Source organism: Dictyobacter sp. Z7_2, assembly GCF_057551105.1.
The window spans coordinates 2,494,153-2,516,718 of sequence record NZ_BAAJPE010000002.1; the positions used below are offsets into that span (position 1 = coordinate 2,494,153).

Below are 22,566 nucleotides of genomic sequence, written 5' to 3' on the forward strand. Positions count from 1 at the left end.
GCACCATTGGTGAATGGCACCGAATTCTGTTGGTCTAGTCAGAGACTAGGGTACAACAATTCGGAGGCATGGACACTTTTTCTGGGACCTTAGTACTAAGATTTCTGGTACTCGATGTCCATGCCTCCGTCACTAACTACGATAGTTAATAAAATCCAACGGGATGGGATAATCTCTCTGTTTGAGCAGAGCTATGACCGCCTGGAGCTCATCACGGCTTTTTGCGGTCACGCGTACCGCATCACCCTGAATCTGTGTGCGAATTTTGGGATGCTCTTCGCGAATAATTTTACTAATTTCCTTCGCTTGCTCTTGTGTGATGCCTTGCTGTAGCTCAATCACCTGTCGGACACGGCTACCAGCGGCGTCTTCTTCTTTCCCCGGCTTAAAAATCTTCAGCGATAACTTGCGGCGCAGGGCCTTCGATTCAAGAATATCGCGCACATTTTTCAGTGAAAGAGCGCTATCGGTCGTAATCGTAATCGAATCTTTACTTTGAACAATATCGGTTTTAGTATCTTTCAGATCATAGCGTGTCTGCACGTCGCGTCGCGTCTGATCGAGCGTATTGACGAGTTCTTGCTCATCAAATTGCGATACTATATCGAATGAACAGTCGCCTGCCATGAAAATCCCTCTCTTTAACTCATAAATGGTACAAAATGGCTAGCAGAGGAATGCGCTACGTGTTTAGCTACCTGGCTTAGTCTATACCTTCTCTGCATTGTAGCGCATTTCGCCTCTTGTTTCCACTTTATCCCCCAAGTGGCACAATTTTAAAACCAACGAAGGGCGATGACACCTTATAGTACACTGAAATGGAGTGAGATCACAATATCTCTGTATTCTCTGTTCACTATACTCTTCTGCCGGATTGCTACCGATCTCTTTGTATAAGGATAGATTTTTTTAGCGGGGTGGTCAATATTCATACATGCTATCTCATAGATGTAATACGAGGGAGATCTGTACATGGTGCTCAGTATGCGCTCCGGCACGCTCCAGGATGAGGCGGATATGGAGCTTGTCACGATTTCTACGCTAGTATTGCCGCGTGTGGTCCATTCATCCAACACTATCGAACAAGGCTGCACCTTCGAACTGGTTCGCCTGGCCTTTTTCGCCCTCAAACTGCACAAACTCCAGCAGAGCCACGTCCTTGATCCTGTCAGTATCGATGCATCTGGATACAAATTCCAATGCAGCCTTTTGCAGCACGCCATCTTCCAACAGGTCCTGGTCCTGACAAAGCTAGGAGCACGTCAGCAAGCCCTCCAACTCATCCAGGCCAGCCAAAAGTAGCGTCCAATACTGTAAAGAAAGGCAATGGGGTGAAACGCTCACCGACGTAGCGGCGCGGCTCCGCCGTGCTGTCTGTGACTCGTATGAAAAGGCTTGGATGCGTCTCTCAATTGAACCCCATGGCAACAGTGTCGTACGAGTCACAGACAGCACGGCGAAGCCGCGCCGCTACGTCTGTTGGGGAGATGCTTCTTAAAAGTATTCGTCGGGATCGTTGTAGCCAGACGATTTTGAGCCTGCGGGCGCGATGAAGTGCGACATGACTCCTTCTTTTTCCAGGGCTGTGCGGATGGCTGGTACGTTGATGGAGCCGTTAAACTTTTGTGGGATGGCTAGCAGACAGGGAGCCAGTTGACGGATGCCCATTTTCACCAGTGAAGGTTGTTTCATGACTTGCTGTGCTACTTCTTCGCTGGGAAGTTCTAGCAGGACTGCCTGGGAAATGGAGGCTTGTTTGTATTGCTTGCCCCAGTCCTGTAGCGTGTAGACGATGTTTTGTGGCAATTCCTTTTGACTGAGCTTTTTCAAGGTCGCGATGACGTCCTCTGTACGTAAGCCGTTCTGGATGGCTCGAATCAGTGCCGATTGGGTAAGTGTCAATGTGCTTACCAGGTTGATCTGTTTGACCTGTGTGAAGGGCAGGATGTGGTATAAGGTTGGCATGTCTGGTTGCATGAGGAGTATTTCATAGTTGGGCTGTACGATCAGTAGCTTCTGGGGAGTCTGATTTGTATTTTTAGATACCTTTTTGTCTTCGTTCAGGACATCGGCACCGAACTCGGTGAGCCGAAACATGCACGTGCTGAAAAGCACTTGATGCTCATCCTCTATTCTGGAATGTCCAATTTCGACGATGCCTAACTCAAGCAGCGAGGAGAAGAACATATTGACAAAGACTGGCGCGGCGCTTTGAGCCCAGGTTCTGTACTTCTCTTCCGATGAATTGACACTGGCTTTGCGATAATACGCCTGAGGTCGCATGCTGATCTGCGAAATGCGTACCGGATTCTCCTCCCAGACCTGTCGGACAATCGCCTCCATTGAATACCAGGGTCCCGTCGCGCAGTGACTGATCTCTTCAAGCAGCATGCGCCGGTATTCGAGGAGGTAGTTTCCAAAAATATGGAGCCCGCGATTAAAGTCGTCATTGGAAAACATGTTGACGTCCAACCAATTATGATTATTTTTCCATTGGTTGAGTAGTTTACGCGTTTGATGGAAAGCGTTTTCACTGCTCCAGGTGGCAAAGGCGGGGCCAGGAGCCAGGTAAGGTTTAGTGTCTTCAAAAGGTGGATAGGTGTAGGTGACGATTTTGAGTGCTCTCAGTACGTTGATTAGCATATCGATGTACATCTCAGAATCGTCGTAATAGTAGCGCACTTTGGCTTTGAGTGCGGGCCTGAGCTTTTTTGTGATGCGCTTTGGGATGCGACCTTCTTTGGTTGGTTCTATGGTAGTCTGATAAATATTATTGATGAGTGTGGCTATGTCATAGAGGATCGTTGTTTCCGTTGGAATGACAACTTCTGGCGCAATGGTGGTTTCTTTCAGCATTTTTCCCCTCTACCTCTATTGTACTTCTATACTTCAGTGGGATATTTTTCCAGATAGCGAATAACCTCGCGCGTGAGCTGACTGGGGGTAGAGGCTCCGGCTGTCACTGCAATACGTTTTTTCCCCACCAGCCACTCGGGTTTCAATTGTGAGAGATCCTCAATACGTACTGCTGGCACGCCGGCCAGCTCCTCGGAGACCTGTACCAGGCGATTGGTGTTATTGCTGCGGGGATCGCCAACCACGACTGTGAGATCAGCTCCTTTGGCCTGAGCGGCGACCGCTTCCTGGCGCGTCTGCGTCGCGGCACAGATATCCACATGCACCTCAGCCTGTGGATAGCGCTCTTTAATATAGCGAATCACGCGCCGCGTATCCCATTGTGAAAGCGTTGTCTGAGTAGAGACGGCGATTTTCTCTTGTTGGATCGGAGTTAATTGCAGCGCGTCAACATCGGCCTCAACCTCTACCAGACTCACATGTCCGGGGATCTCGCCCATAACGCCCTCGGGCTCGGGATGCCCCTTTTTCCCCACATAGAGAATATAATAGCCCTTGTTTACCAGATCTTTTACCAGATCGTGTGTCTTCGTGACATCAGGACAGGTCGCATCAATGCATGTCAAACCGCGCTCCTGAGCTCGTTTTTTGACTTCAGGAGAGACTCCATGGGCCGTAAAAATGACTGTCCCGGCCGTGATCTGTTCCAGAATAGTCACGCGATCGGGGCCATCAAGCGTCACAATACCCATCCCCGTCAACTCATCAATGGCGTGCTGATTGTGTATGATTTGCCCGACAATATGTATCGGGCGTGGTAGTGTTGTATCCTTCGCCGCATTTCGTGAGATCGTTAACGCATCGACTACACCATAACAGTAGCCACGGGGCGAGATTTTGATGACTTCCATTTATCTTTTCCCAAATCGCTTTTATTTTTGTCTATATCCCTCTGTAAAAGGGCTATTCTGATTTCTCATTATACTGTTTAATGCAATATCGCGCTAGTAGTGCTCAATCAGAAGTCATCGCAACGTTGCCTGGACAAGAATGATGATCCCTCGCACCAGGCGTCCAGGCTCACCGATGTAGCGGCGCGGCTCCGCCGTGCTGTCACTACCCGCACGATCACGTTGCCCATAGCGTTCCATTGCGAGACGCTCCCAGGCCGAGTCGTACGAGTCACAGACAGCACGGCGGAGCCGCGCCGCTACGTTGGTGAGCATCTCACCCCACTGGGATGCATATCTCCAATGCAACATCGGCCCGATGGCCGTTGACAGAGCAGTAGCGTTGTGATTGTTCAACAGGCTTTCATGGTGGCTTGATTCTTCAGGGCAGCCTTATCGAGAATACTATGTATATCATTTGGGGTATAGAGGCAGACGGCGGGTAAGAGTCCAGCCAATTCCTCGACGGCTGTGGTGGGAGCGAGATCAAAGATAAGCAGCGGCGTGCGTCTGCCATCGCATCCCTGAGCGATACTCGCGGCAGTGATCTGCGGTACGACGATTCCACCGTCCGGCGTTCGCGTGAGGGCGGGCATGTAGATGAGTAACTGCACGTATGGGAGAATAGATGGCAGTCTGGCGGGCGTGTCTTCCTGATAGATATGTTTCATGCGTGCCTGTCGAAGCAGCTTGAGATAGGTTGAGCGCAGTTCTTCAGGTCCTATGAGCAACGCCGAGCGTCCTGGTAATCCACCAAGGCAGGCGTCAGCCATTGACACCACATCTGCTGCTATGTCTTGCATCGACTATTCTCCTCTGACATTGATTATAAATAATTGCTTGCTTAAAATAGATGCTCTTTAGATACTACCGCAAATACTCTGTACTTGGCATCAGGCGCACCCTGTATTTTCTTCTACGGTGTATCCCTGGTCGCGGTTAGAAATTTTGTCGCTTCATACGTCGTTTCGTTATGCGCTGAGCGTAGGAGCGCGTAGGTTAGCCCTGACTTTCGATTGCTGAGTTATAAGCATGTATGATATCCTCAGGTAGTACACTTACTATTTTGCGTGTAGCGAACAAGGTTAAGCTGATCTTCGCTGCTGCTATGACAAGGATAAAAATCATCATGCCCCACGATATGGGTGAATACTATAAGCGCGTTGAGGATTATGACCTGGAATATCAAAGCCAATCTGTGCAAGATCTGCCATTCTGGCGCGAACTGGTCATGCGTTACACGCCGACGCGCCTGCTCGAACTGGCCTGCGGCAGCGGGCGTATCGGTTTAGATCTGCTCCACAATCCCGGCGCTTTTTTGATGGATGGTCTGGATATCGATCACGGTATGCTGCAAGCGTATCGGCGTAAACTGGAGCGCGAATCTGTCGAGATCCAGCAGCGTGTGACCTTGCACGAAGGCGATATGAGTGCTTATCAACTGCCACATAAAGGTGAATATGATCTGATTCTGCTCCCTTTTAATTCTATCAGCCATCTGCACGAGATTGAGGAACAACTGGATACCTTTCACGCTACCTATGAGCATCTGGCTCCCGGCGGACGCTTCGTTGTCGATACCTTTCTGCCCGATATCGATTATCTCAGCGATGCTCTCAATCGCCCCTCGACCGTCTACCTGGAGGATGAGGTAGAATCTCCTGACAACGATTTCACTATGATGCTGTATACGACCAGAAGCTACGATACTATCGAACAGACTCAGCATATTACATATGTGCACGAGAAATTCCTGTCCACTGGAGAGAATGAGCGCTACCTCTCGAAGCTCGATATGCATGTTTTCTTCCCCCGTGAGCTCCAGATGCTCTTTCTGGCCACCGGCTTTCGTGTTGAGGCTATCTATGGAGATTATGCCTGGAAGCCATTTGGACACGGAACGCGTCAGATTGTGGTCGGATACAAGCCAAAAGATGCCCTATCGTCTTAAATAATGGCAGTTGACGCTCTCCCTTCCCAGGTGCTAGAATATATCCTAGTGAATAGGTCGGATTAATTTGTAATCATACCAGACGATGTGCTCAGAAGGGAGAAACCATGATGTTACGTGTATCTACAAAAGGTGAGTATGGTGTACGGATCATGGTGGATCTTGCCCGTCATTACGGTAGCCGCCCACGGTCCCTCACAGATATTTCTCTGTCAGAGACGTTACCGTTAGCTTACTTAGAGCAACTTGTAAAGCTTCTCCGCGAAGCCGATCCTCCGTTAGTTGTGAGTACGCGTGGTGCTCATGGTGGCTATAAATTAAGCCGCGACCCAAATGATATCTCCATGGGAGAGATTGTGCGTGTGCTAGAGGGTCCAATTGCTCCGATGATTTGCGCGACAGAAGGCGAGATGACTCAGGTTTGTAATTTTCTTGACGCCTGTAAAACGAAATATCTCTGGACGAAAGTTCGAGATGCTGTTGCTCAGACGCTGGACTCGATGACATTGGCCGAGTTGGCGTCGATGTCTCAGGATGAGCCTGTTGGTGCCAGCGCAACTGCACAGTTTATTGCGCTCTCTGATGTGCGAGTGAATTGAGCTCACAAGGGCTTTGTTTTCCTTCTACCTGTCAAGGATGGCGAAACTTCGTTTTCGTCCTTTAACATAATCAGTTTTCGTCCTTTATCTAAAAGGAAGGTTTTTTGAGGATATGGCATCTGAACTTGTAATTAAAAATCTCCATGCCAACATTGAAGGCAAGCCGATTTTGCGCGGCGTTGATCTGACCGTCCGTCAGGGTGAAATACATGCTCTGATGGGACCAAATGGTTCTGGTAAAAGCACATTGTCCAATGTCATCATGGGCAATCCAAAATATGAAGTCACCGATGGTGAGATCTGGTTTAAGGGTGAGAACATCCTGGAATATTCGCCGGATCGTCGCGCTCGTATGCGCCTCTTCCTGGCATTCCAGTATCCCATGTCGATCCCTGGTGTGAGCGTCGCAAACTTCTTGCGCCGTTCTCTTGAAGCCGTACGCGAAGGCAACAAGCCACTCGAAGAGGGTGAGAATCCTACCGGCAAAATTGGCAAGCGTAAGACCGTTCCCCCGGGAGAGTTCCGCAAACTGCTGCAGGCCAAGATGAAGTTGCTGCGTGTGGATAATAGCTTTATCAATCGCTCGATCAATGATGGCTTCTCTGGTGGTGAGAAGAAGCGTGCCGAGATCTTGCAGATGGCTTTGCTTGAGCCTGAGATCGCTTTGATGGATGAGACCGATTCTGGTCTGGACATCGATGCACTCCGTATCGTCTCCGAGAGCGTTAACGCGTTGACAGGTCCTGATCTGGGTATCCTGCTGATCACCCACTATCAGAGAATGTTGAATTATATCAAGCCGGACTTTGTCCATGTGATGTTCAACGGTCGTATCATCAAATCTGGCGGCAAGGAATTGGCCTTCGAGCTTGAAGAGAAGGGCTACGAATGGCTGCGTCCTGCTGAGACTGCCAGCGAGGTAACTGCCGATGCTTAATACGTTAGCTCCAGGGTTTTCCCGTGCGGCGATTGAAGAGTTGTCGCGCTACAAAGGGGAGCCTGAGTGGATGCTACAGTTGCGTCTCCAGGCCTGGGAAACTTATGAAAATACGGAGGCCCCCCTTGGTCGACGTGGTGATCTCGGTACGTTGAGGACGATGGCCGGTTTTGATTTTCAACAACTGCGTCCATTTACTCCGGCCGAGAAGGGCGACGTTTTGCCGGATGCTGTGCAGCGTTCGTTGCAGGCGTCTCTGGTAAACGAGCGCTCTGGCTTGATTGTGCAGGTCGATTCGACCGTGATCCATACCGAGCTGAACGCTGAATTAGCGCAGCAAGGGGTTATCCTGACTGATCTGGATACCGCTGTGCGTGAGCATGCTGATCTGGTGCGCGAGTATTTCATGACCAGTTGTGTGCCCGTCGCGACCAGTAAGTATACCGCACTGCATGCGGCCTTCTGGACCGGTGGCTTCTTTCTCTACATTCCAAAGGGTGTAGAGATCGATGCTCCTATTCTGTCGCAAGTCTGGGTTGATCATGACCTTGCTTCAATCTTCTCACATACATTGATTATTGCGGAAGAGCAGAGCAGTGTACGCTTTGTCGAAGAATACAACTCGACCACCCCTCATGAGGCTCCTGCTTTGTTGAGTGATGTGGTTGAAGTGTTCTCGAAGCGTGAAGGACGCGTTGAGTTTAGCAATCTTCAGGATCTGGCTCAGAACGTCTGGAACATCACCGACAAGAATGCTGTCTACGACAACGATGCCAGCGTCACGTTTGTCCTTGCCGATCTTGGCAGTAAAGTCAACGTGGAAACGATCGGTGCCGGCCTGAAGGGGAATGGGAGCGCGGGAGAGCTTGTGGGAGTCTTCTTTGCCGACCATGAGCAGCGTTATATCATCAATACCCTCTCGGATCACATCGGTCTCTCGACCAATGCTGAGACGTTGGTGAAGGGCGTTCTGACAGATCGCTCACGCGTCGAGTTCGATGGTATGATTCGCGTGCGTCCAAACGCGCAGCAGACAACATCATTCTTGTCGGCTCACGGCCTGCTCTTGAGCAAGGGGGCACGTGGCGAGTTCATTCCAGGTCTGGAGATCGCCGCCAACGATGTGAGCGCCAGCCACGGCGCGACTACGGGTCAGATCGATGAAGAGCAGCTCTTCTACTTGATGGTACGCGGTATTTCACGTCCCGAGGCCGAGCGCATCATTGTGCAAGGTTTCTTCGAGCCTGTCTTGCAGCGTATCCCGGTTGAAAACCTGCGCTTCCGCCTGCGTCGTAGCATTATTAGCCGCATGAGTGGTGCGTTTGAGAGCGAGGCCGATACGTGGGTCGATGCTCAAGAGCGCTGGGAGATCGAAGGCGTTGATGAGGTCGCTATCAGTCTGGATAGTCGATCAAGCGATGAAGAGATCCAGCTCGCGGAATACTAATTTTGTCGATATGCTGGTTGAGGGGCGATCACACATTGGTGGCTGAAGGTGACCTGTTTGTGTGCCACCTTGAGAGGAAGTATGAAGGCCAGAACGTCTGTTTTGAGATACGTTCTGTCTGGACATACCTCCTCTCCCGACCACCCTTGCTGATTACTTATCCTCTTCTTTAGCGAAGCAGTAAGGGTTGTGTATACCATGGTTTTATCTAATCAAAGCACACGCGCATCAGATGAGTCGTTTTCTTTTGCTGGTCGTAGCGTAGCAGATATTCGTAACGACTTCCCCATTCTCAAGCGCAAGATCCACGACGACAAACCTTTCATATTTCTCGATAGCGCTGCCAGCTCTCAGAAGCCCACGGCGGTCATCGAAGCGATGAGCCACTACTACCAGACGTATCACGCGAACGTACATCGTGGTGTCTATCAGGTGAGCGAAGAGGCTACAGCCGCGATGGAAAAGGCGCGTGTCAAAATCGCTCGTTTCATCAACGCTCGTCAGAGCAAGCAGGTCATCTTTACCCGCAACACCACGGAAAGCATCAATCTTGTGGCTTATAGCTGGGGTGGCGCTAATATTCACGCCGGTGACCTGATCATCTTGACCGAGATGGAGCATCATAGCAATCTCGTGCCCTGGCAATTGCTGGCTCAGCGTACGGGAGCACGGCTGGAATTCATTCCTGTGACTGATAATGGTCTGCTCGATCTGGATGTCTATGCTCAATTGCTCCAGCAGGGACCAAAATTGATTGCTTTTACCCATATGTCGAACGTGCTCGGAACGATCAATCCAGCTCAAGCAATGATTGCGCAGGCGCATGCCGCAGGCGCTATCGTGGTGCTGGATGCCGCTCAGAGTGCTCCCCATCTTCCGCTGGATGTGCAGGCTCTCGATGCGGACTTTGTCTGCTTTAGCGGCCACAAGATGCTTGGTCCCACAGGGATCGGTGCTCTTTACGGTAAGAAAGCCCTTCTGGAAGCCATGCCTCCCTTTATGGGCGGCGGCGATATGATCCGTACCGTGAAGCTGCGCGAGTCGACCTGGAATGATCTCCCCTGGAAATTCGAGGCTGGTACTCCTGCGATTGCCGAAGCGATCGGTTTTGGAGCTGCGATCGACTATTTGCAGGCGCTCGATATGCAGGCGGTCCAGGCACATGAGCAGGCGATCACCGCGTACGCGCTAGAGAAGCTGCAAGAGGTCCCCGACATTACTATTTATGGACCGTCTGCGCAACAGCGCGGTGGAGTGATCTCCTTCAACGTCAAAGATGTCCATCCCCACGATCTGGCCTCCATTATCGATCAAGAAGTCGGAGTCGCCATTCGGGCGGGACATCATTGCGCTCAGCCCTTGATGGATCACTATGACCTCGCGGCCACGGCACGTGCCAGCTTTTATATCTACACACTGCCAGAGGAAGTTGATATACTTATACAGGGCTTAATGAAAGCGCAGCAGATTTTTCACTTTTAATCGTTGTAAGAAAGTATGCTGGCCTCTCGCGCAGAGAGGCCCATTGCGGAATGCAAGTATCCGTACTCAGTAAATGAAGGGAGTGGATGTCGATGTCAATGGATATGTACCGGGAATATATCCTGGACCATTACAAAGATCCACGCAATTATGGCAAATTAGATGAGCCTGATGTCCATTGCGAGGATTCAAATCCTCTGTGCGGCGATCAATTAGGGATGGATCTTCAGGTTGAAGATAATCTTGTGACTGCCGTGCGCTTTCAAGGACGCGGCTGTGCGATCAGTCAGGCATCGGCGTCAATGCTCTCTGAGATGATTGAGGGTAAGACTGTCGACGAGGTGATCGCTCTGGGAAAAGATGATGTCCTCGATGCGTTGGGGATTCCGATCAGTCCTGCTCGCACAAAATGTGCATTTTTATCGCTGCGTGTCCTGCATCGCGGTCTGGCTATCGCTGGCCTGGAGAAGCCTCAGGGCGATGATGACGACGAATAAATTTTAATGAAGTAGAAGAATATTGTATCTATGGCTGATGAATTTTATAAGGTAGCCGATGTCAGTGAATTGCAGGAAGGCAAGCTGTACGCACGTGAGGTCGATGGTGAACCGGTCTGCGTGGTGAAGCTAGAGGATGCCATTTATGCATTCACTGATAATTGTACCCATATCAGTGGTCCCCTCAATCAAGGTGATTTTGATGGCTGTGCCATCACCTGTCCATGGCACGGCGCACGCTTCGATGTCCGCACTGGCAAAGTGTTGCGTGGTCCCGCCCGCCAGGATCTATACACGTATCCCGTCAAAGTGGACGGCGATACCGTCTTGATTGCCCTCCCGCCCGCTTTTGAATAGTCTGTTGACAGTTTGGGCAGAGCACCATACAATCATCTCTGATGTAATCACGGCAATTGAAAGGATTCCACATGCAGGGTCGCTCTCATCTCCTGATTGGATTGGCGGCGGGCGTCGTCGCGGATAGCCTGTTCCATTTTAGTGGTGCTCCCTTGACGGGTGCTCATCAAGTTTCACTTAACCTCCTGGTCGATAAAGGGGTCTATTATTGTGCCGTGGCGCTTGGTGCGCTCTTGCCCGATATCGATAATGCTCGCAGTACCCTGGGACATAAGCTAGGTTTTATTAGTAAAGAGATTCAGCGACTTGCGGGACATCGCACGTTCTTTCATAGCCTGTTGGGATTGGTTTTTGGCTCTGTGCTCGCCATCGCATTTGAAAATGTTGTGAGCTCCTTGCTCGCGTTGCGTGGGTACACAATTCCGGCCCATTTTGTGACAAGCTCGCATGTTTTTTTCTTTGGCGTATTATTTGGCTGTATCTTTCATATTGCGGCCGATGGTCTGACTCTGGGCGGTGTGCCGTTGCTCTGGCCTTACAAGAAACGCTTCGGCTTTCCACCCAATTATCACTGGCGCTTTCGCACCGGGAGCTGGCCCGAGTTTGTGATCGTCTGGGCAGTGATGATTCTTGTGGCTGTGGGTATCTACAATGCTGTGATTGTCATATAGAACTATTGTTGGTTGAGAAATGTTTGCCTGTCGCCATTTCTCAATGTATTTTATAGAGAATAACATGATAAAACGTTTTCGCTCGGGCGTCTCCTTTTCGCTCTCGTTACAAAAACGTATCGCCTGGCTGCTACTGATCGTTTTCATTGTAGTGTATGCCGTTGTGTTATGCGAGCAATCTATTTTGCGCTACACAACCTATGGGGCGACCGCTTTTGATCTGGGCAACATGGACCAGGCGACCTGGAACACGCTCCACGGTCATTTCCTTGAGTTCACTAATCGCTCGGATAACTGGTTTGGAGCTCCTATTCGCCTGGCGCAGCACGTTGAACCGATATTTTTGCTGTTTGCCCCGCTCTATCTCTTTTTTGCTGATCCACGCACGCTGCTGATTTTTCAGACGCTGGCTATTGCCGCTGGAGCGATCCCTGTATTTATCCTGGCGCGCAAATCTTTGCCTACCCTGCCGCTCTTCGCGCCCGTGATGGTGCTGGGATATTTTCTGGCTCCGGCGACACTCGGTGAGAATATCTTTGATTTTCATCCCGTGACGCTGGTAACTCCTCTTCTGCTCTATGCTGTGCTTGCCCTGACCTATCGACGGCATGTCTGGTTTGTGATCCTTTGTATCCTGGTCGCTGCCTGTAAAGAGGAGATGGGAGCGGTGGTTGCTCTGCTGGCCTTGCTGGCAATCTGGAAGTATCAGATACCACGCCTGGGCACTGCTGTCTTTATTGGCGGCATCGTCTGGAGCGCTATCGCCTTTCTGATTATTATTCCTCATTTCAATGTCGGAGCGCAGTCGAATAATTTCTGGTACCGCTATGAGGCGCTGGGGGTGACGCCAACTGCTGCCATCTTTAATATCTTGCGTCGCCCGTGGCTGCTCTTTGGTGTACTGATTACTACTGATCGTCTCTATTATATCGCCAGCCTTTTGCGCAGTACCGGTTTTATTGCTCTGCTCGCTCCAGAATGGCTCCTGCCGACGCTGCCATCGCTGGCGATTAACCTGTTAGCATCGGCATCGTATCAGCACAACGGTATCTATCATTACCACGCTGCCATTATTCCTTTTGTTGTCATTGCCGCGATCCAGGGTTTCAGGCGTGTGTATGGCTTCTGGTATGGTGCACGCGATGAGACTACTGAGCAAGAGCTTTTACGTGAAGAGGTCGTATTGGGTCGTACTACATATGCGGCGGGGAAACCTGTTCCGGGTATTAGCGCTGTGCTTATGCTTATCTGGACGTTTGTTGTACGTGTCTGGTCCTGGATTGTCAGAGCCGTGAGTACTCTGGTGCAGCGCTTACGTCTCTCGACGCTACTATCTGCCGTTCGCAGGCGTTTACAACTGTTTCGTGAACGTATAGTAGATCTGGCTCGCTGGCTACCAGTCTCCTGGTTGCAAACGGTCTTTGCTGTCTGGGTGGTGGCGATGATTGTACTCAACATTACCGTGAGCTGGCCTCTGCTCAATAGCTTTCTGGCGACGCACAGTCCCGGCGCACGTGAGCAGCATATTCAGCAATTGCTGGATATGATTCCTCCCGATGCGGTTGTATCAGCGGGAGGTAATATCAATCCACATTTGACTGAGAGACGCTATGTGACGGTTTTTCCTGTCTTGACTGTCCGTACGCTTACTCCTGGACAGGATAAGCTGGTTGATTATGTGATCGTCGATTTAGATAACGCTTCTCCTGAGAATAAGGCTTATTCGGATAACTTCTTGGATGTATTGAATCAGCTAGAGCGTACAGGAGAATTTCGTCCTATTGCACAGGCTGATGGAGTTATACTTTTAGTAAGGGTAAAATCATAGCATTCCGATAGAAAAGAATGTTATAATTCTGACAAGATCGGCATGCGCTGTTCTTACCTGTTTACGCGAGCTTGTCTACTTTCACTTTCATATGAGAGGGTTGCAGGATGCGCAATAATCCATATCCCGACGAACCGAATCGTGTACCGCCATCAGCTGAGGTATTGCCTCCGCGTCGCATGGATGATCTACCTCCGCGGCTGGCGCCGATCGTGGCACCAGCATCGATTGAAACTGAGTCTGTGGTTGAAAGTGCTGAAACACGCCAGGAAGAGGCTCGAACGGTGCGCTATGCAATTGGCAAACTGAACGATTTTCTGCAATGGTTTTTGGTTGTGTTGGAGGTGACTTTAACTATCCGCTTTTTTCTGAAGCTGATAGGCGCACTTCAGATAAACTTATTTGTTGGCTTTCTTTATGCATTAACCGATATTGTTTTGTTTCCATTTTCCAACATCGTCAACTCGTTAGTCCTGCGCTCAGGTCAAGTATTTGAGTGGTCAACGCTGATCGCGATCCTCATCTACTGGCTTATCTTCTGGGCCATACGCCGTTTCTTGCGGATACTTATTTCGACACCTGAAGAGCCAACCACTTAAGCCGGTATTATCATCCAACGCGAATAGCGCTTCGAGAGCATCTTTACTCTCGAAGCGCTATTTTGTATGCAAAGAACTTTATGATTGACTCTCAGCTACTACTGCTGGCGTTTCATGTTCAACCACATCTGGGGTACTTTCAGGATCTCGTTGAGTACTCTCTGAATCCCGTTGTTTTCTTGTCCAGGGAGTTCCAAGCAGTGGCAGCAAGAAGTAGTCGAGGCCAAAATAGCCAGCCGTCCTCCAGGCGAGCACGAGAAGCAATGCCGATATGGCTAACGTTGGATTAACGCTGATCGAACCAGAAAATAAATAATTAAGGTTCATAAACATCCCAAAGAATGCTGCTATACCCGTGAAGGCTCCAAATATCAAACCGAGCCCGACGAGTATTTCACCAAACGTGACCATGTAAGAGAAGAGAGTTGCATTGGGCAGAACAGCGCTATGTAAGAAAGCAGCATACCATCCCTGTACACTGGCGTTTGGTCCGACTGCTTTTGCGAGAGCGGCGTTGGCAAATGATTGGATGGCTTTACCACTGTGAGCATTAAATATCCAGGAGCCTCCTTTGGCCGGAGCACCAAACGAGTCAAAAGCGAAAGAATAACCTGTTAGCTTATCCAGACCTGCCGTCAACCACTCATAACCAACGTAGCAACGAAGTAGCAACCAGAGCCAGGAAACACGTGTATCGGTAAAAAGCAGCCTGGCAAGCGGAGCAGGCGGAAGTGAGGCTGAGTTGTAGGGAAATCGTAAGATCGCGGCTTTCATTAAAAGCAAATCCTCCATGCGACTACAGTTATATCCTCTCAGTAAGAGAGATTAGCGTTACCAGGTGATCACCTCTCCCCAAAATTTGGTTTCTTGTGAATATTAGCATGTACTAATACCTTAGTAACTTACTAGGATATTAGCATGTACTAACACTTTGCGTCAAGGGCTGTGGCGACTGAAATTTTGCTTTAATGGATCTGGCTACCAGATATGGTGAGATATTTTTGCTATAGCGGAGAGAATAGCTCTGTTATCTTCATCGTTTTTGCGTTATCTCATACTGGTAGTGTTATGCTCTATTTTTTGTGATTTGATGTGTATTATGATGCAGAAAGATGCTATTCAATGTGTTATATGAAATTGTGCCGACACAGATTATTCTCTGTTGGCGTTCGCTTGTTCTTCGTGCTGCTGTTTTTCGCTGGCGGTGAAGTATTTTTTCAGATCCATATTTCGCTTGCGTATGCGGCACGAAATATATCTGTGAGCTCTAATGACCTGCCAGCAGGCTGTGTCGATGACGGAAATACCGATTATCCTGGTGCGATAGATTGTATCGTGAGTCCTAAGAAATATGATTGTAATCTTGTTCCTGATAAGGCACCCTGTACTTATGAGGATGCTCATCGACCGGGCGATTATCCGCTTGATTATGTGGTTATCCATGATATTGAAGGCACAGCCAGCAGAGCTATCAGTACCTTTCACAATGTCCGTAGTCTGGTGAGCATCCACTATATCGTGGATAGTGATGGCACGGTATACCAATTACTCCATGATACGGACATTGCCTATCACGCTGGCAACTACTGGTATAACCAGCGAGCTCTGGGTATTGAGAATGTTGGCTACGCGGCTACTGGCTATCGTTGGTATAATGCGACACAATATCAGGCCGAGGCGCGCTTAACTGCCTATCTATTGAGTAAATATCATATCCCGCTGGATCGTGGTCATGTGATTGGACATGGTAATATTCCGTCGCCGTCGCTGGCTTTGATGCCGAACCATGTTGATCCGGGACCATACTGGTTGTGGGATTATTATTTATCCCTCGTCAATCGCTACGGGATTCCCTATACGCCTGGATCATGGAATGCCAACGTGATTGCTGTCCATCCTGCGACCGATCTGCTGCCATTGGGTACTGGCGGACAAGAATTGCCGCAAAACTATAATTTTTTTCCTCTTTACAGCGGTCCTAGCACGACCTCCGGACAGATTCCTCGGGCTGGCGGCGATGCCAGGACAGATGAAACTGGCAATGTTGAGCCTGGTAGTAGCTATGTTGCTATTAATCAGGTGCTTGATCCCGCAGGCAGTGGCGCTATGATGTATCAAATCTGGTATGGCGTAGAGACACATCAGAAAAATCGTAATCATTTCGCGGTGGCTCGTCTGGTGTGGCTGGCCGTCCCGCGTGGGTATGTGACGCATGGAGTCGGCATGGGTATCACACTAAGAGCGCGCACGAAAATATATGCCAAGCCTATCCTGGATAATAGCGCTCAGATCGGAGAAGCGCCTGCTGGTGCCGTCTTTGCTGCGATTGGGATTGTCCAGGATGATAAAGCTGGCATCTGGTACGCGATCAACTTCAATCATCGGCAGGCCTGGCTTCTGGCGAGCTCTACTATTTTTTAGCAGAAAAGCTCTACCGTGAGAACGTGCACTTCACCATAACTTGCAAGCAATGTGATATACTTTTTGCTACCAGGAGGTGCATATTGGACGATTTGAGTGTCTTCAGCGGGAACGCAAACCGTTCGCTGGCAGCTGCTATCTGCCGCCATCTGCGCATTCCACTTGGAGATGCAGATGTCTTTCAATTTAGCAATGAGAACATTTTCGTCAAAATCAACGAAAACGTACGAGGCCGGGATGTCTTTGTCATCCAGCCATTTAGTACGCCCGTCAATCGCTCGATCATGGAGTTGTTGATCATGCTCGACGCTTTGAAAAGGGCATCTGCGGCACGCATCACGGCCGTGATCCCTTATTATGCCTATGGGCGCACAGACAAGAAGGATCAGCCTCGCGTGCCGATCACGGCCCGCCTGATTGCCGATTGCATTACGGTGGCGGGTGCCGATCGGGTCCTGACAATGGATATGCATGCGGGCCAGATTCAGGGCTTTTTTAATATCCCCGTAGATGAGTTGACCGCCCAACTGACGCAGGCGCAGTATTTTGCCAATAAGAATATCCAAAATTTTACGGTTGTTTCGACGGATGAAGGTTTCGCCAAAAAGGCTCGTACGCTTGCCGATCGTCTGGATGCCCCTCTTGCCATTGTTGAAAAGAGACGCCTGGGTAATAACGGTATCACCGAGGCCATGGGGATTATCGGAAATGTGGATCAGCGCAATGTGCTGATCGTTGATGATGAAATCGATACGGCTGGCTCTCTGACTCAAGCGGTACAGGTGGTGCGCGAGCATGGTGCTCTCGATGTTTATTGCTGTGCAACCCATGGTATTTTCTCTGGTTCAGCGCTTGAACGGCTTCAAAAGGCTCCTCTCAAAGAGATTATTATCACCGATTCTATCCCACCCCCTGCGATTGAACAACTATCCAACCTGACAGTCCTCTCTGTCGCGGAACTGTTTGCTGGAACCATTAGTCGTATCCATGACGGCCGTTCCGTCTCCGAATTATTCTGGTAACGTCGTATGACGTCCCCTTAAGGCGGTAGATCGGACATTATTTGGAATGAGGAAAGCTCTGGCGAAAATCTCATTATTGGCGGAATATATGCTATAATACCCACCAATTGTATGTACAACTGAGGATTTTTCAGCACCAGGAAAAGGTGGAGGGGCGCATTTTATGAAGCCGCTAGTTGCCGTTGTGGGAAGACCGAATGTCGGTAAATCCACGTTCTTTAATCGTATGATCGGCGAACGGATCGCCATTGTTGAAGATATGCCGGGTACGACCCGCGATCGCCTGTATGGCGATACTGATTGGAATGGGCGTGTGTTCACGCTGATTGATACTGGCGGCCTCGAATTAGGTTCTGGTATTCCTGTGGGACAGGTGGGCTTGCATGGTCAACCCGGCGATCTGATGAACCATGTGATGTCTCAAGCTCAGCTTGCTATCGATGAAGCTGATGTGATCGTTTTTATGGTCGATGCTCGTTCGGGCATCACGACAGCCGACGAAGATGTTGCTCAGAAACTCCGCTTTACCAAAAAGCCGGTGATTGTGGCCGCGAATAAGGCCGATAACAAAGATCGTCGCATGGATGCTGTCGAGTTCTACAGCCTGGGATTAGGCGAGCCGATTGTGATTTCATCGATCCAGGGTGTCGGCACTGGCGATCTCCTGGACCGCATTGTCGAAGAACTGCCTCCGCTGAGCGAGACGGACGATGATGATGAGGAAGATGTCATCCGTATCGCGATCGTAGGGCGTCCAAATGTGGGAAAATCCTCGCTCCTGAACGCTATCATCGGATCAGATCGCTCCATCGTTAGCGCTGTACCAGGGACGACGCGTGACGCGATCGATATCGCCTTCGAGTTTCAGGGACATAAAATGCGTCTGGTGGATACCGCTGGTATTCGTCGTCGTGGTCGGGTCGGTCCAGGCGTTGAAAAGTATAGCGTCCTGCGCTCCGAGCGTGCGCTTGAGCGTAGTGATGTCTCTATTATCCTGGTCGATGCGACTGAGGGTCTGGCGGCCCAGGATACACATATCGCGGGGGAAATCCATGATAAAGCCAAGGGCGTCATCGTCGTTGTGAATAAGTGGGACCTCGCTCAACAGCAGCGTAAGGACGAGCGCGAAGGTGTCTTTGCCCATCCTGATGATGAGATTCAGAGTGCTGAAGAGTATCGTGAGATCTTAGCCGAAGGCTTAAAGTTCATTCCATACGCGCCAATTCTGTTTGCCTCAGCCAAGACCGGCTATCATGTGCAATCGATTCTGGAAACCGCCGTAAAGATCGCCGAAATGCGTTTCCTGCGTGTCTCGACATCGAAGTTAAACGAGGTGGTCCAGGAAGCTATCCGCCGTCATAGTCCGACCGTGATCAAGCAGAAGCCCTTGAAAATCTTTTATGCGACTCAGGCGCGTGTCAATCCACCAACGTTTATCTTTTTTGTCAACGATACTGAAGGCGTCCATTTTTCGTATGAGCGTTATCTGGAGAATCGTCTGCGCGAGGCTTTTGGTTTCAAAGGTACTGCCATTCGTATCCAGTTCAGGGCACGTTCGACGAGAGATAACGATAAATAGAGCCTGCGCGTGCGTGGCTCTTTTGACAAGGTTCAAGGCTGCCAGAATAGCGTTATCAGGTAGCTACATCGATGCGGAAGGTCAAAGGGATGTTTGAGCGACAAGGATGCTACAACTACCAGGCTTTTCGCTGCGTATAATTGATGTGTACCATCGAAATATATTCCATATACATTCGATACTTTGCAATACTTATAGAATTATGTGATTTGGTATGCTGCAATTGTCACGATTACTACTATATGCTATAGTGGACATGTAACGGACTGAGGAGTCTCCTGCTTGGGTGAGGTAATTTACTATGCATTTAAAACTGACTGCTGCTGATAAAACTGATGTTGGGAAGCAACGTGATCAAAATGAGGATTCTGCTTATAAACGCGTAGAATCGTCGGATGATGGAGATCGCGGCCTTTTTATTGTGGCTGACGGCATGGGGGGATATAAGGCAGGAGAGGTGGCGAGCAAGCTGGCTGTCGAGACGATGAGTAAGGCTTTGGATTTTTTCTTTAAACCTGTACATGATCAGCCCACCATTCAATTGGATAAAGCAGACCTGGACCCGGAAAAAACCATCAAATTGAAATCTACCCCTGCAAATGCACCCGCGCAACAAAAGACCCAGAAGTTGCCCGAAACACAAGCGGTCTCTTTCATCGGAGATCAGCTTGAGTTAGCCATACAGCAGGCCAACAAAGCAATCGTGGCGTATGGAGAGAAGAAATCATCGGCGCGAGGCCTTGGCAGCACGGTCACCGCAATGCTGATTCAGAATGATCAAGCCTATATTGCCAACGTTGGCGACAGTCGTACGTATCTATTACGTGGAAGCACATTTGCTCCTGTCACGCGGGACCATTCTCTTGTTGCTCGACTGGTAGAGTCGAAGCAGATTGAGCCGGAAGACGTCTATACGCATCCGCAGCGCAACTTAATCTATCGTTCGCTGGGAGCGGGTCATCGACAAGTTGAGGTTGATATCTTCCACGAGGTCCTTCAACCAGGGGATAAGTTGTTATTGTGCTCAGATGGATTGTGGGAAATGATACGTTATCAGGATCTACTCAGTGCGCTCACTGAGCAAGATAGTCCGCAAGCGATTTGCAACAAGCTCATTGACCTGGCAAATGCTAATGGCGGAGAAGACAACATATCAGCGATTGTTGTGCATGTGAGCCCTCAATAAGCATCCTGAGCGCATTTGGAGAAACGTTGTATGGCTCTCCCAATAGGTACTATCCTTGACGGAAAATTTAAGATTGTGCAGATTCTTGGCGAAGGCGGTATGGGCACCGTTTATAAAGTTGAACAGATCGGAACCCCACCGGGTACTCCTCCTTACTACTACGCCGTCAAAGAACTGCTGATAAGTCCTAATACCAGTGAAGAAGACCGCAGATCGGCTATTGATCGCTTCAATAAAGAAATTGCTTTGCTGCGGGGTCTAAAACATCCGCGTATTGCTGCCCTGATGCTTCCTTTCCAGGAGCGAGGTAACTATTACTTTGTGATGGAATTTGTTCCCGGACGCAGTCTGGAGAAGATTCTTGAAACCACGAAAGGACCGTTGCCAGAAGATCAGGTGCTTAAGTGGATGATTCAAGTCTGTGAAGCGTTGGCTTATATTCATACGAGGAATCCACCGATCATCCTGCGCGATTTAAAGCCTGGCAACATCATGGTGTCGGTCGATGATGAAGTGCAACTGATCGATTTTGGTATTGCTCGTCGCTTCGACCCCAATAAACGCACCAATACAGAGAATCTCGGAACCATCTCCTACGCCTCACCTGAGCATCTGGGCTCGGTCACTATGCCGGGTCAGCGCCGCACCGCACAAAATCCAGGCAAACTGGTGCAGACAGATGCACGCTCCGATATCTATTCTCTGGGTGCCACCATGTATCATTTGCTGACAAATTACGAGCCTGATCCAATTCAGACGCCGGCGCAAGGAAGTATTGTCGCGAAAAATCCTCGTCTGCGGACAGTACAGTTGGGAAATAAACGGGTCTGTCCGGTCGAACAGGTAATTATCAAGGCCATGCAGCAAGATCCCGCCCAGCGCTTTCAGAGTGCTGAAGCGATGCGTGTGGCCCTGTCTCAATGCTTGCCAAATGGAGCCGCTCCTACGACGATTCAAATTCCGGCGATGAGCGCCAATTCGACGATTATCGTGTCGACGGCGAGTAATACCTCTCCTGCGCCTAATGGTGGTGGAGTGATTTGCCCGAAGTGCGGTTTTCACAATCGAGCAGGTGCCAAGTTTTGCAAACGTGATGGTCAACCGCTAGTGCAAGGAGTGTCGATCGCGCCGCCCCAGATCCGCGCTCAGGCGGCGCGTGTACCCATTCGTGCCAGACCAGTGCAACAGCCTATTCAAGCTCGTCCGTCGCAATCTCAATCGATCAAGGCGCAACCAGCATCAACTCCCGGGCGTAACAATAGTATGACATCTGCATCTGCGCGGGTAGCTCAACCCATCCTTGCACGTCCGGTAACGACATCGAACGACCCTATGGTGGCTTATCGTGCTGGCTTACAGGCCCTGGCAGGCAAACGCTTTGTCGAGGCGATTAACCAATTCAAGAATGCGCAGAAGCAGGGGGTTGCCGCGTACGATGCGTTGTACAACCTTGGGCGTGTGTATCGTCAGTATGGACAGTCGGTTCGTGGTACGGACCAGCATCTCTTTACTGAGAATATGAAGCAGGCTGCTGAGTATTTTAAAGAGGCACTCGCTCTGAAGTCAGATGCGCTGGATGCACAATTCCAATTGGGGATGTGCTATCGAGATCTGGCACTGTATCCTCTTGCGCAGGGGGCGTTCAAGCAAGCGCTGGCGCTGGCTCCTGACGACTCGGCCGTCTACTATCAACTGGGATTGGTGGCGATCGAGCAGGGACAAAAAAGCGAAGCGGTCACGTACTTTACGCGTGGACTGGATATTAATCCTGATCATGCGTTGATCTTAGTGGCACTGGGACGTGTCTTGCTTGAGACGAAGAACCAACTGGCGGCTGCGATTGCATCTTTCCAACATGCGACTCGTATTGATCCAGATTTATGGGAGGCCTGGTATGAGCTGGGACGTGCCCATATCAAGGAAAAAGAGTGGAATTATGCTCTAAGTGCGCTGAGACGCGCACAACAGGTTCATTCCAGTTCCGCAGCCGTTTATAGCGCGATGGCGACCTGTTTTTTCAATTTAAAAAAGAAGTCGGATGCTCGGCAGATGGTAAATGAGGCTTTACAGCGTGATCCAAAGAATGCTGAGGCGATTCGCTTACAAAAACAACTGTAATACTCATGAACATTTAGAACTGCAACCTGCGTTGCCTGAAAGATGCTCGCGCGTCTTTCTTCTCTA

The 22,566-nt window shown here is 49.9% G+C and carries 22 protein-coding genes; 16 read left to right on the forward strand and 6 right to left on the reverse strand.

Translation table 11 applies throughout. The features are described from left to right. Positions 1–132: 132 nt before the first annotated feature. Entirely contained in the window at positions 133–627 is a 495-nt protein-coding gene (locus AC27N8_RS23930; RefSeq protein ID WP_487070084.1) for a YajQ family cyclic di-GMP-binding protein, read from the reverse strand. A 345-nt stretch (positions 628–972) separates the two neighbouring features. Between AC27N8_RS23930 and AC27N8_RS23935 the strand changes: the two genes are divergently transcribed. Beyond that, entirely contained in the window at positions 973–1,302 is a 330-nt protein-coding gene (locus AC27N8_RS23935) for a hypothetical protein (protein WP_487070086.1), read from the forward strand. A gap of 192 nt (positions 1,303–1,494) precedes the next feature. Here AC27N8_RS23935 and AC27N8_RS23940 read toward each other — a convergent pair whose 3' ends face one another. From AC27N8_RS23940 to AC27N8_RS23955, 4 genes are all read right to left on the reverse strand, one after another. After that, positions 1,495–2,856, reverse strand: a complete 1,362-nt coding sequence (locus AC27N8_RS23940; protein ID WP_487070087.1) for a helicase-associated domain-containing protein — start codon at positions 2,854–2,856, stop codon at positions 1,495–1,497. A 26-nt stretch (positions 2,857–2,882) separates the two neighbouring features. Further along, positions 2,883–3,767, reverse strand: a complete 885-nt coding sequence (locus tag AC27N8_RS23945) for a 4-hydroxy-3-methylbut-2-enyl diphosphate reductase (RefSeq protein WP_487070088.1) — start codon at positions 3,765–3,767, stop codon at positions 2,883–2,885. A 114-nt stretch (positions 3,768–3,881) separates the two neighbouring features. Continuing rightward, on the reverse strand, positions 3,882–4,163 hold the full coding sequence (locus AC27N8_RS23950) for a hypothetical protein (protein ID WP_487070089.1): 282 nt from the start codon (positions 4,161–4,163) through the stop codon (positions 3,882–3,884). Further along, positions 4,160–4,609 carry a hypothetical protein gene (locus AC27N8_RS23955; protein ID WP_487070091.1) on the reverse strand — a complete coding sequence of 150 codons (450 nt, stop codon included), beginning with the start codon at positions 4,607–4,609 and terminating at the stop codon, positions 4,160–4,162. The genes AC27N8_RS23950 and AC27N8_RS23955 overlap by 4 nt, the downstream gene beginning before the upstream one ends. Positions 4,610–4,935: 326 nt before the next feature. Between AC27N8_RS23955 and AC27N8_RS23960 the strand changes: the two genes are divergently transcribed. The 10 genes from AC27N8_RS23960 to AC27N8_RS24005 all read left to right on the forward strand — a co-directional run bounded on the left by AC27N8_RS23960 (position 4,936) and on the right by AC27N8_RS24005 (position 14,174). Further along, complete coding sequence (locus AC27N8_RS23960) at positions 4,936–5,757, forward strand: class I SAM-dependent methyltransferase (protein WP_487070093.1); 822 nt, start codon at positions 4,936–4,938, stop codon at positions 5,755–5,757. A gap of 107 nt (positions 5,758–5,864) precedes the next feature. Next, positions 5,865–6,356 (forward strand): RrF2 family transcriptional regulator, encoded by a 492-nt coding sequence (locus tag AC27N8_RS23965; RefSeq protein ID WP_487070095.1) that lies wholly within the window; start codon positions 5,865–5,867, stop codon positions 6,354–6,356. 112 nt (positions 6,357–6,468) lie between these two features. Then, positions 6,469–7,293 (forward strand): Fe-S cluster assembly ATPase SufC, encoded by an 825-nt coding sequence (gene sufC / locus AC27N8_RS23970; RefSeq protein WP_487070097.1) that lies wholly within the window; start codon positions 6,469–6,471, stop codon positions 7,291–7,293. Beyond that, complete coding sequence (gene sufD / locus AC27N8_RS23975; protein ID WP_487070099.1) at positions 7,286–8,740, forward strand: Fe-S cluster assembly protein SufD; 1,455 nt, start codon at positions 7,286–7,288, stop codon at positions 8,738–8,740. The genes sufC and sufD overlap by 8 nt, the downstream gene beginning before the upstream one ends. 198 nt (positions 8,741–8,938) lie before the next feature. Beyond that, the gene (locus tag AC27N8_RS23980; RefSeq protein ID WP_487070101.1) at positions 8,939–10,222 is read left to right on the forward strand and encodes a cysteine desulfurase; all 1,284 of its coding nucleotides are present in this window, start codon (positions 8,939–8,941) and stop codon (positions 10,220–10,222) included. A gap of 92 nt (positions 10,223–10,314) precedes the next feature. Then, positions 10,315–10,719, forward strand: coding sequence for a Fe-S cluster assembly sulfur transfer protein SufU (gene sufU / locus AC27N8_RS23985; protein ID WP_487070103.1), 405 nt, complete (start codon positions 10,315–10,317; stop codon positions 10,717–10,719). 30 nt (positions 10,720–10,749) lie between these two features. Next, complete coding sequence (locus AC27N8_RS23990; protein ID WP_487070105.1) at positions 10,750–11,076, forward strand: Rieske (2Fe-2S) protein; 327 nt, start codon at positions 10,750–10,752, stop codon at positions 11,074–11,076. A 71-nt stretch (positions 11,077–11,147) separates the two neighbouring features. Further along, positions 11,148–11,747: a metal-dependent hydrolase gene (locus AC27N8_RS23995; RefSeq protein ID WP_487070107.1), complete on the forward strand. Its 600-nt coding sequence runs from the start codon at positions 11,148–11,150 to the stop codon at positions 11,745–11,747. A gap of 64 nt (positions 11,748–11,811) precedes the next feature. Continuing rightward, entirely contained in the window at positions 11,812–13,575 is a 1,764-nt protein-coding gene (locus tag AC27N8_RS24000; protein ID WP_487070109.1) for a DUF2079 domain-containing protein, read from the forward strand. Between the two features lie 107 nt (positions 13,576–13,682). Then, positions 13,683–14,174, forward strand: a complete 492-nt coding sequence (locus AC27N8_RS24005) for a hypothetical protein (RefSeq protein ID WP_487070111.1) — start codon at positions 13,683–13,685, stop codon at positions 14,172–14,174. Between the two features lie 78 nt (positions 14,175–14,252). On the opposite strand, the gene AC27N8_RS24010 is transcribed toward AC27N8_RS24005, so the two are convergent. Continuing rightward, positions 14,253–14,948, reverse strand: a complete 696-nt coding sequence (locus AC27N8_RS24010; RefSeq protein ID WP_487070113.1) for a DoxX family protein — start codon at positions 14,946–14,948, stop codon at positions 14,253–14,255. Between the two features lie 486 nt (positions 14,949–15,434). On the opposite strand from AC27N8_RS24010, the gene AC27N8_RS24015 reads away from it, so the two are divergent. The 5 genes from AC27N8_RS24015 (at position 15,435) to AC27N8_RS24035 (ending at position 22,500) form a co-directional block, all read left to right on the forward strand. Beyond that, the gene (locus tag AC27N8_RS24015; RefSeq protein WP_487070115.1) at positions 15,435–16,595 is read left to right on the forward strand and encodes an N-acetylmuramoyl-L-alanine amidase; all 1,161 of its coding nucleotides are present in this window, start codon (positions 15,435–15,437) and stop codon (positions 16,593–16,595) included. 83 nt (positions 16,596–16,678) lie between these two features. Then, positions 16,679–17,617, forward strand: coding sequence for a ribose-phosphate diphosphokinase (locus AC27N8_RS24020; protein WP_487070117.1), 939 nt, complete (start codon positions 16,679–16,681; stop codon positions 17,615–17,617). 163 nt (positions 17,618–17,780) lie between these two features. After that, the gene (gene der, locus AC27N8_RS24025) at positions 17,781–19,196 is read left to right on the forward strand and encodes a ribosome biogenesis GTPase Der (RefSeq protein WP_487070119.1); all 1,416 of its coding nucleotides are present in this window, start codon (positions 17,781–17,783) and stop codon (positions 19,194–19,196) included. Between the two features lie 301 nt (positions 19,197–19,497). Beyond that, complete coding sequence (locus tag AC27N8_RS24030; RefSeq protein ID WP_487070121.1) at positions 19,498–20,382, forward strand: PP2C family protein-serine/threonine phosphatase; 885 nt, start codon at positions 19,498–19,500, stop codon at positions 20,380–20,382. Positions 20,383–20,412: 30 nt separating this feature from the next. After that, positions 20,413–22,500, forward strand: coding sequence for a protein kinase domain-containing protein (locus AC27N8_RS24035; protein ID WP_487070123.1), 2,088 nt, complete (start codon positions 20,413–20,415; stop codon positions 22,498–22,500). The last annotated feature ends 66 nt before the right edge of the window (positions 22,501–22,566 follow it).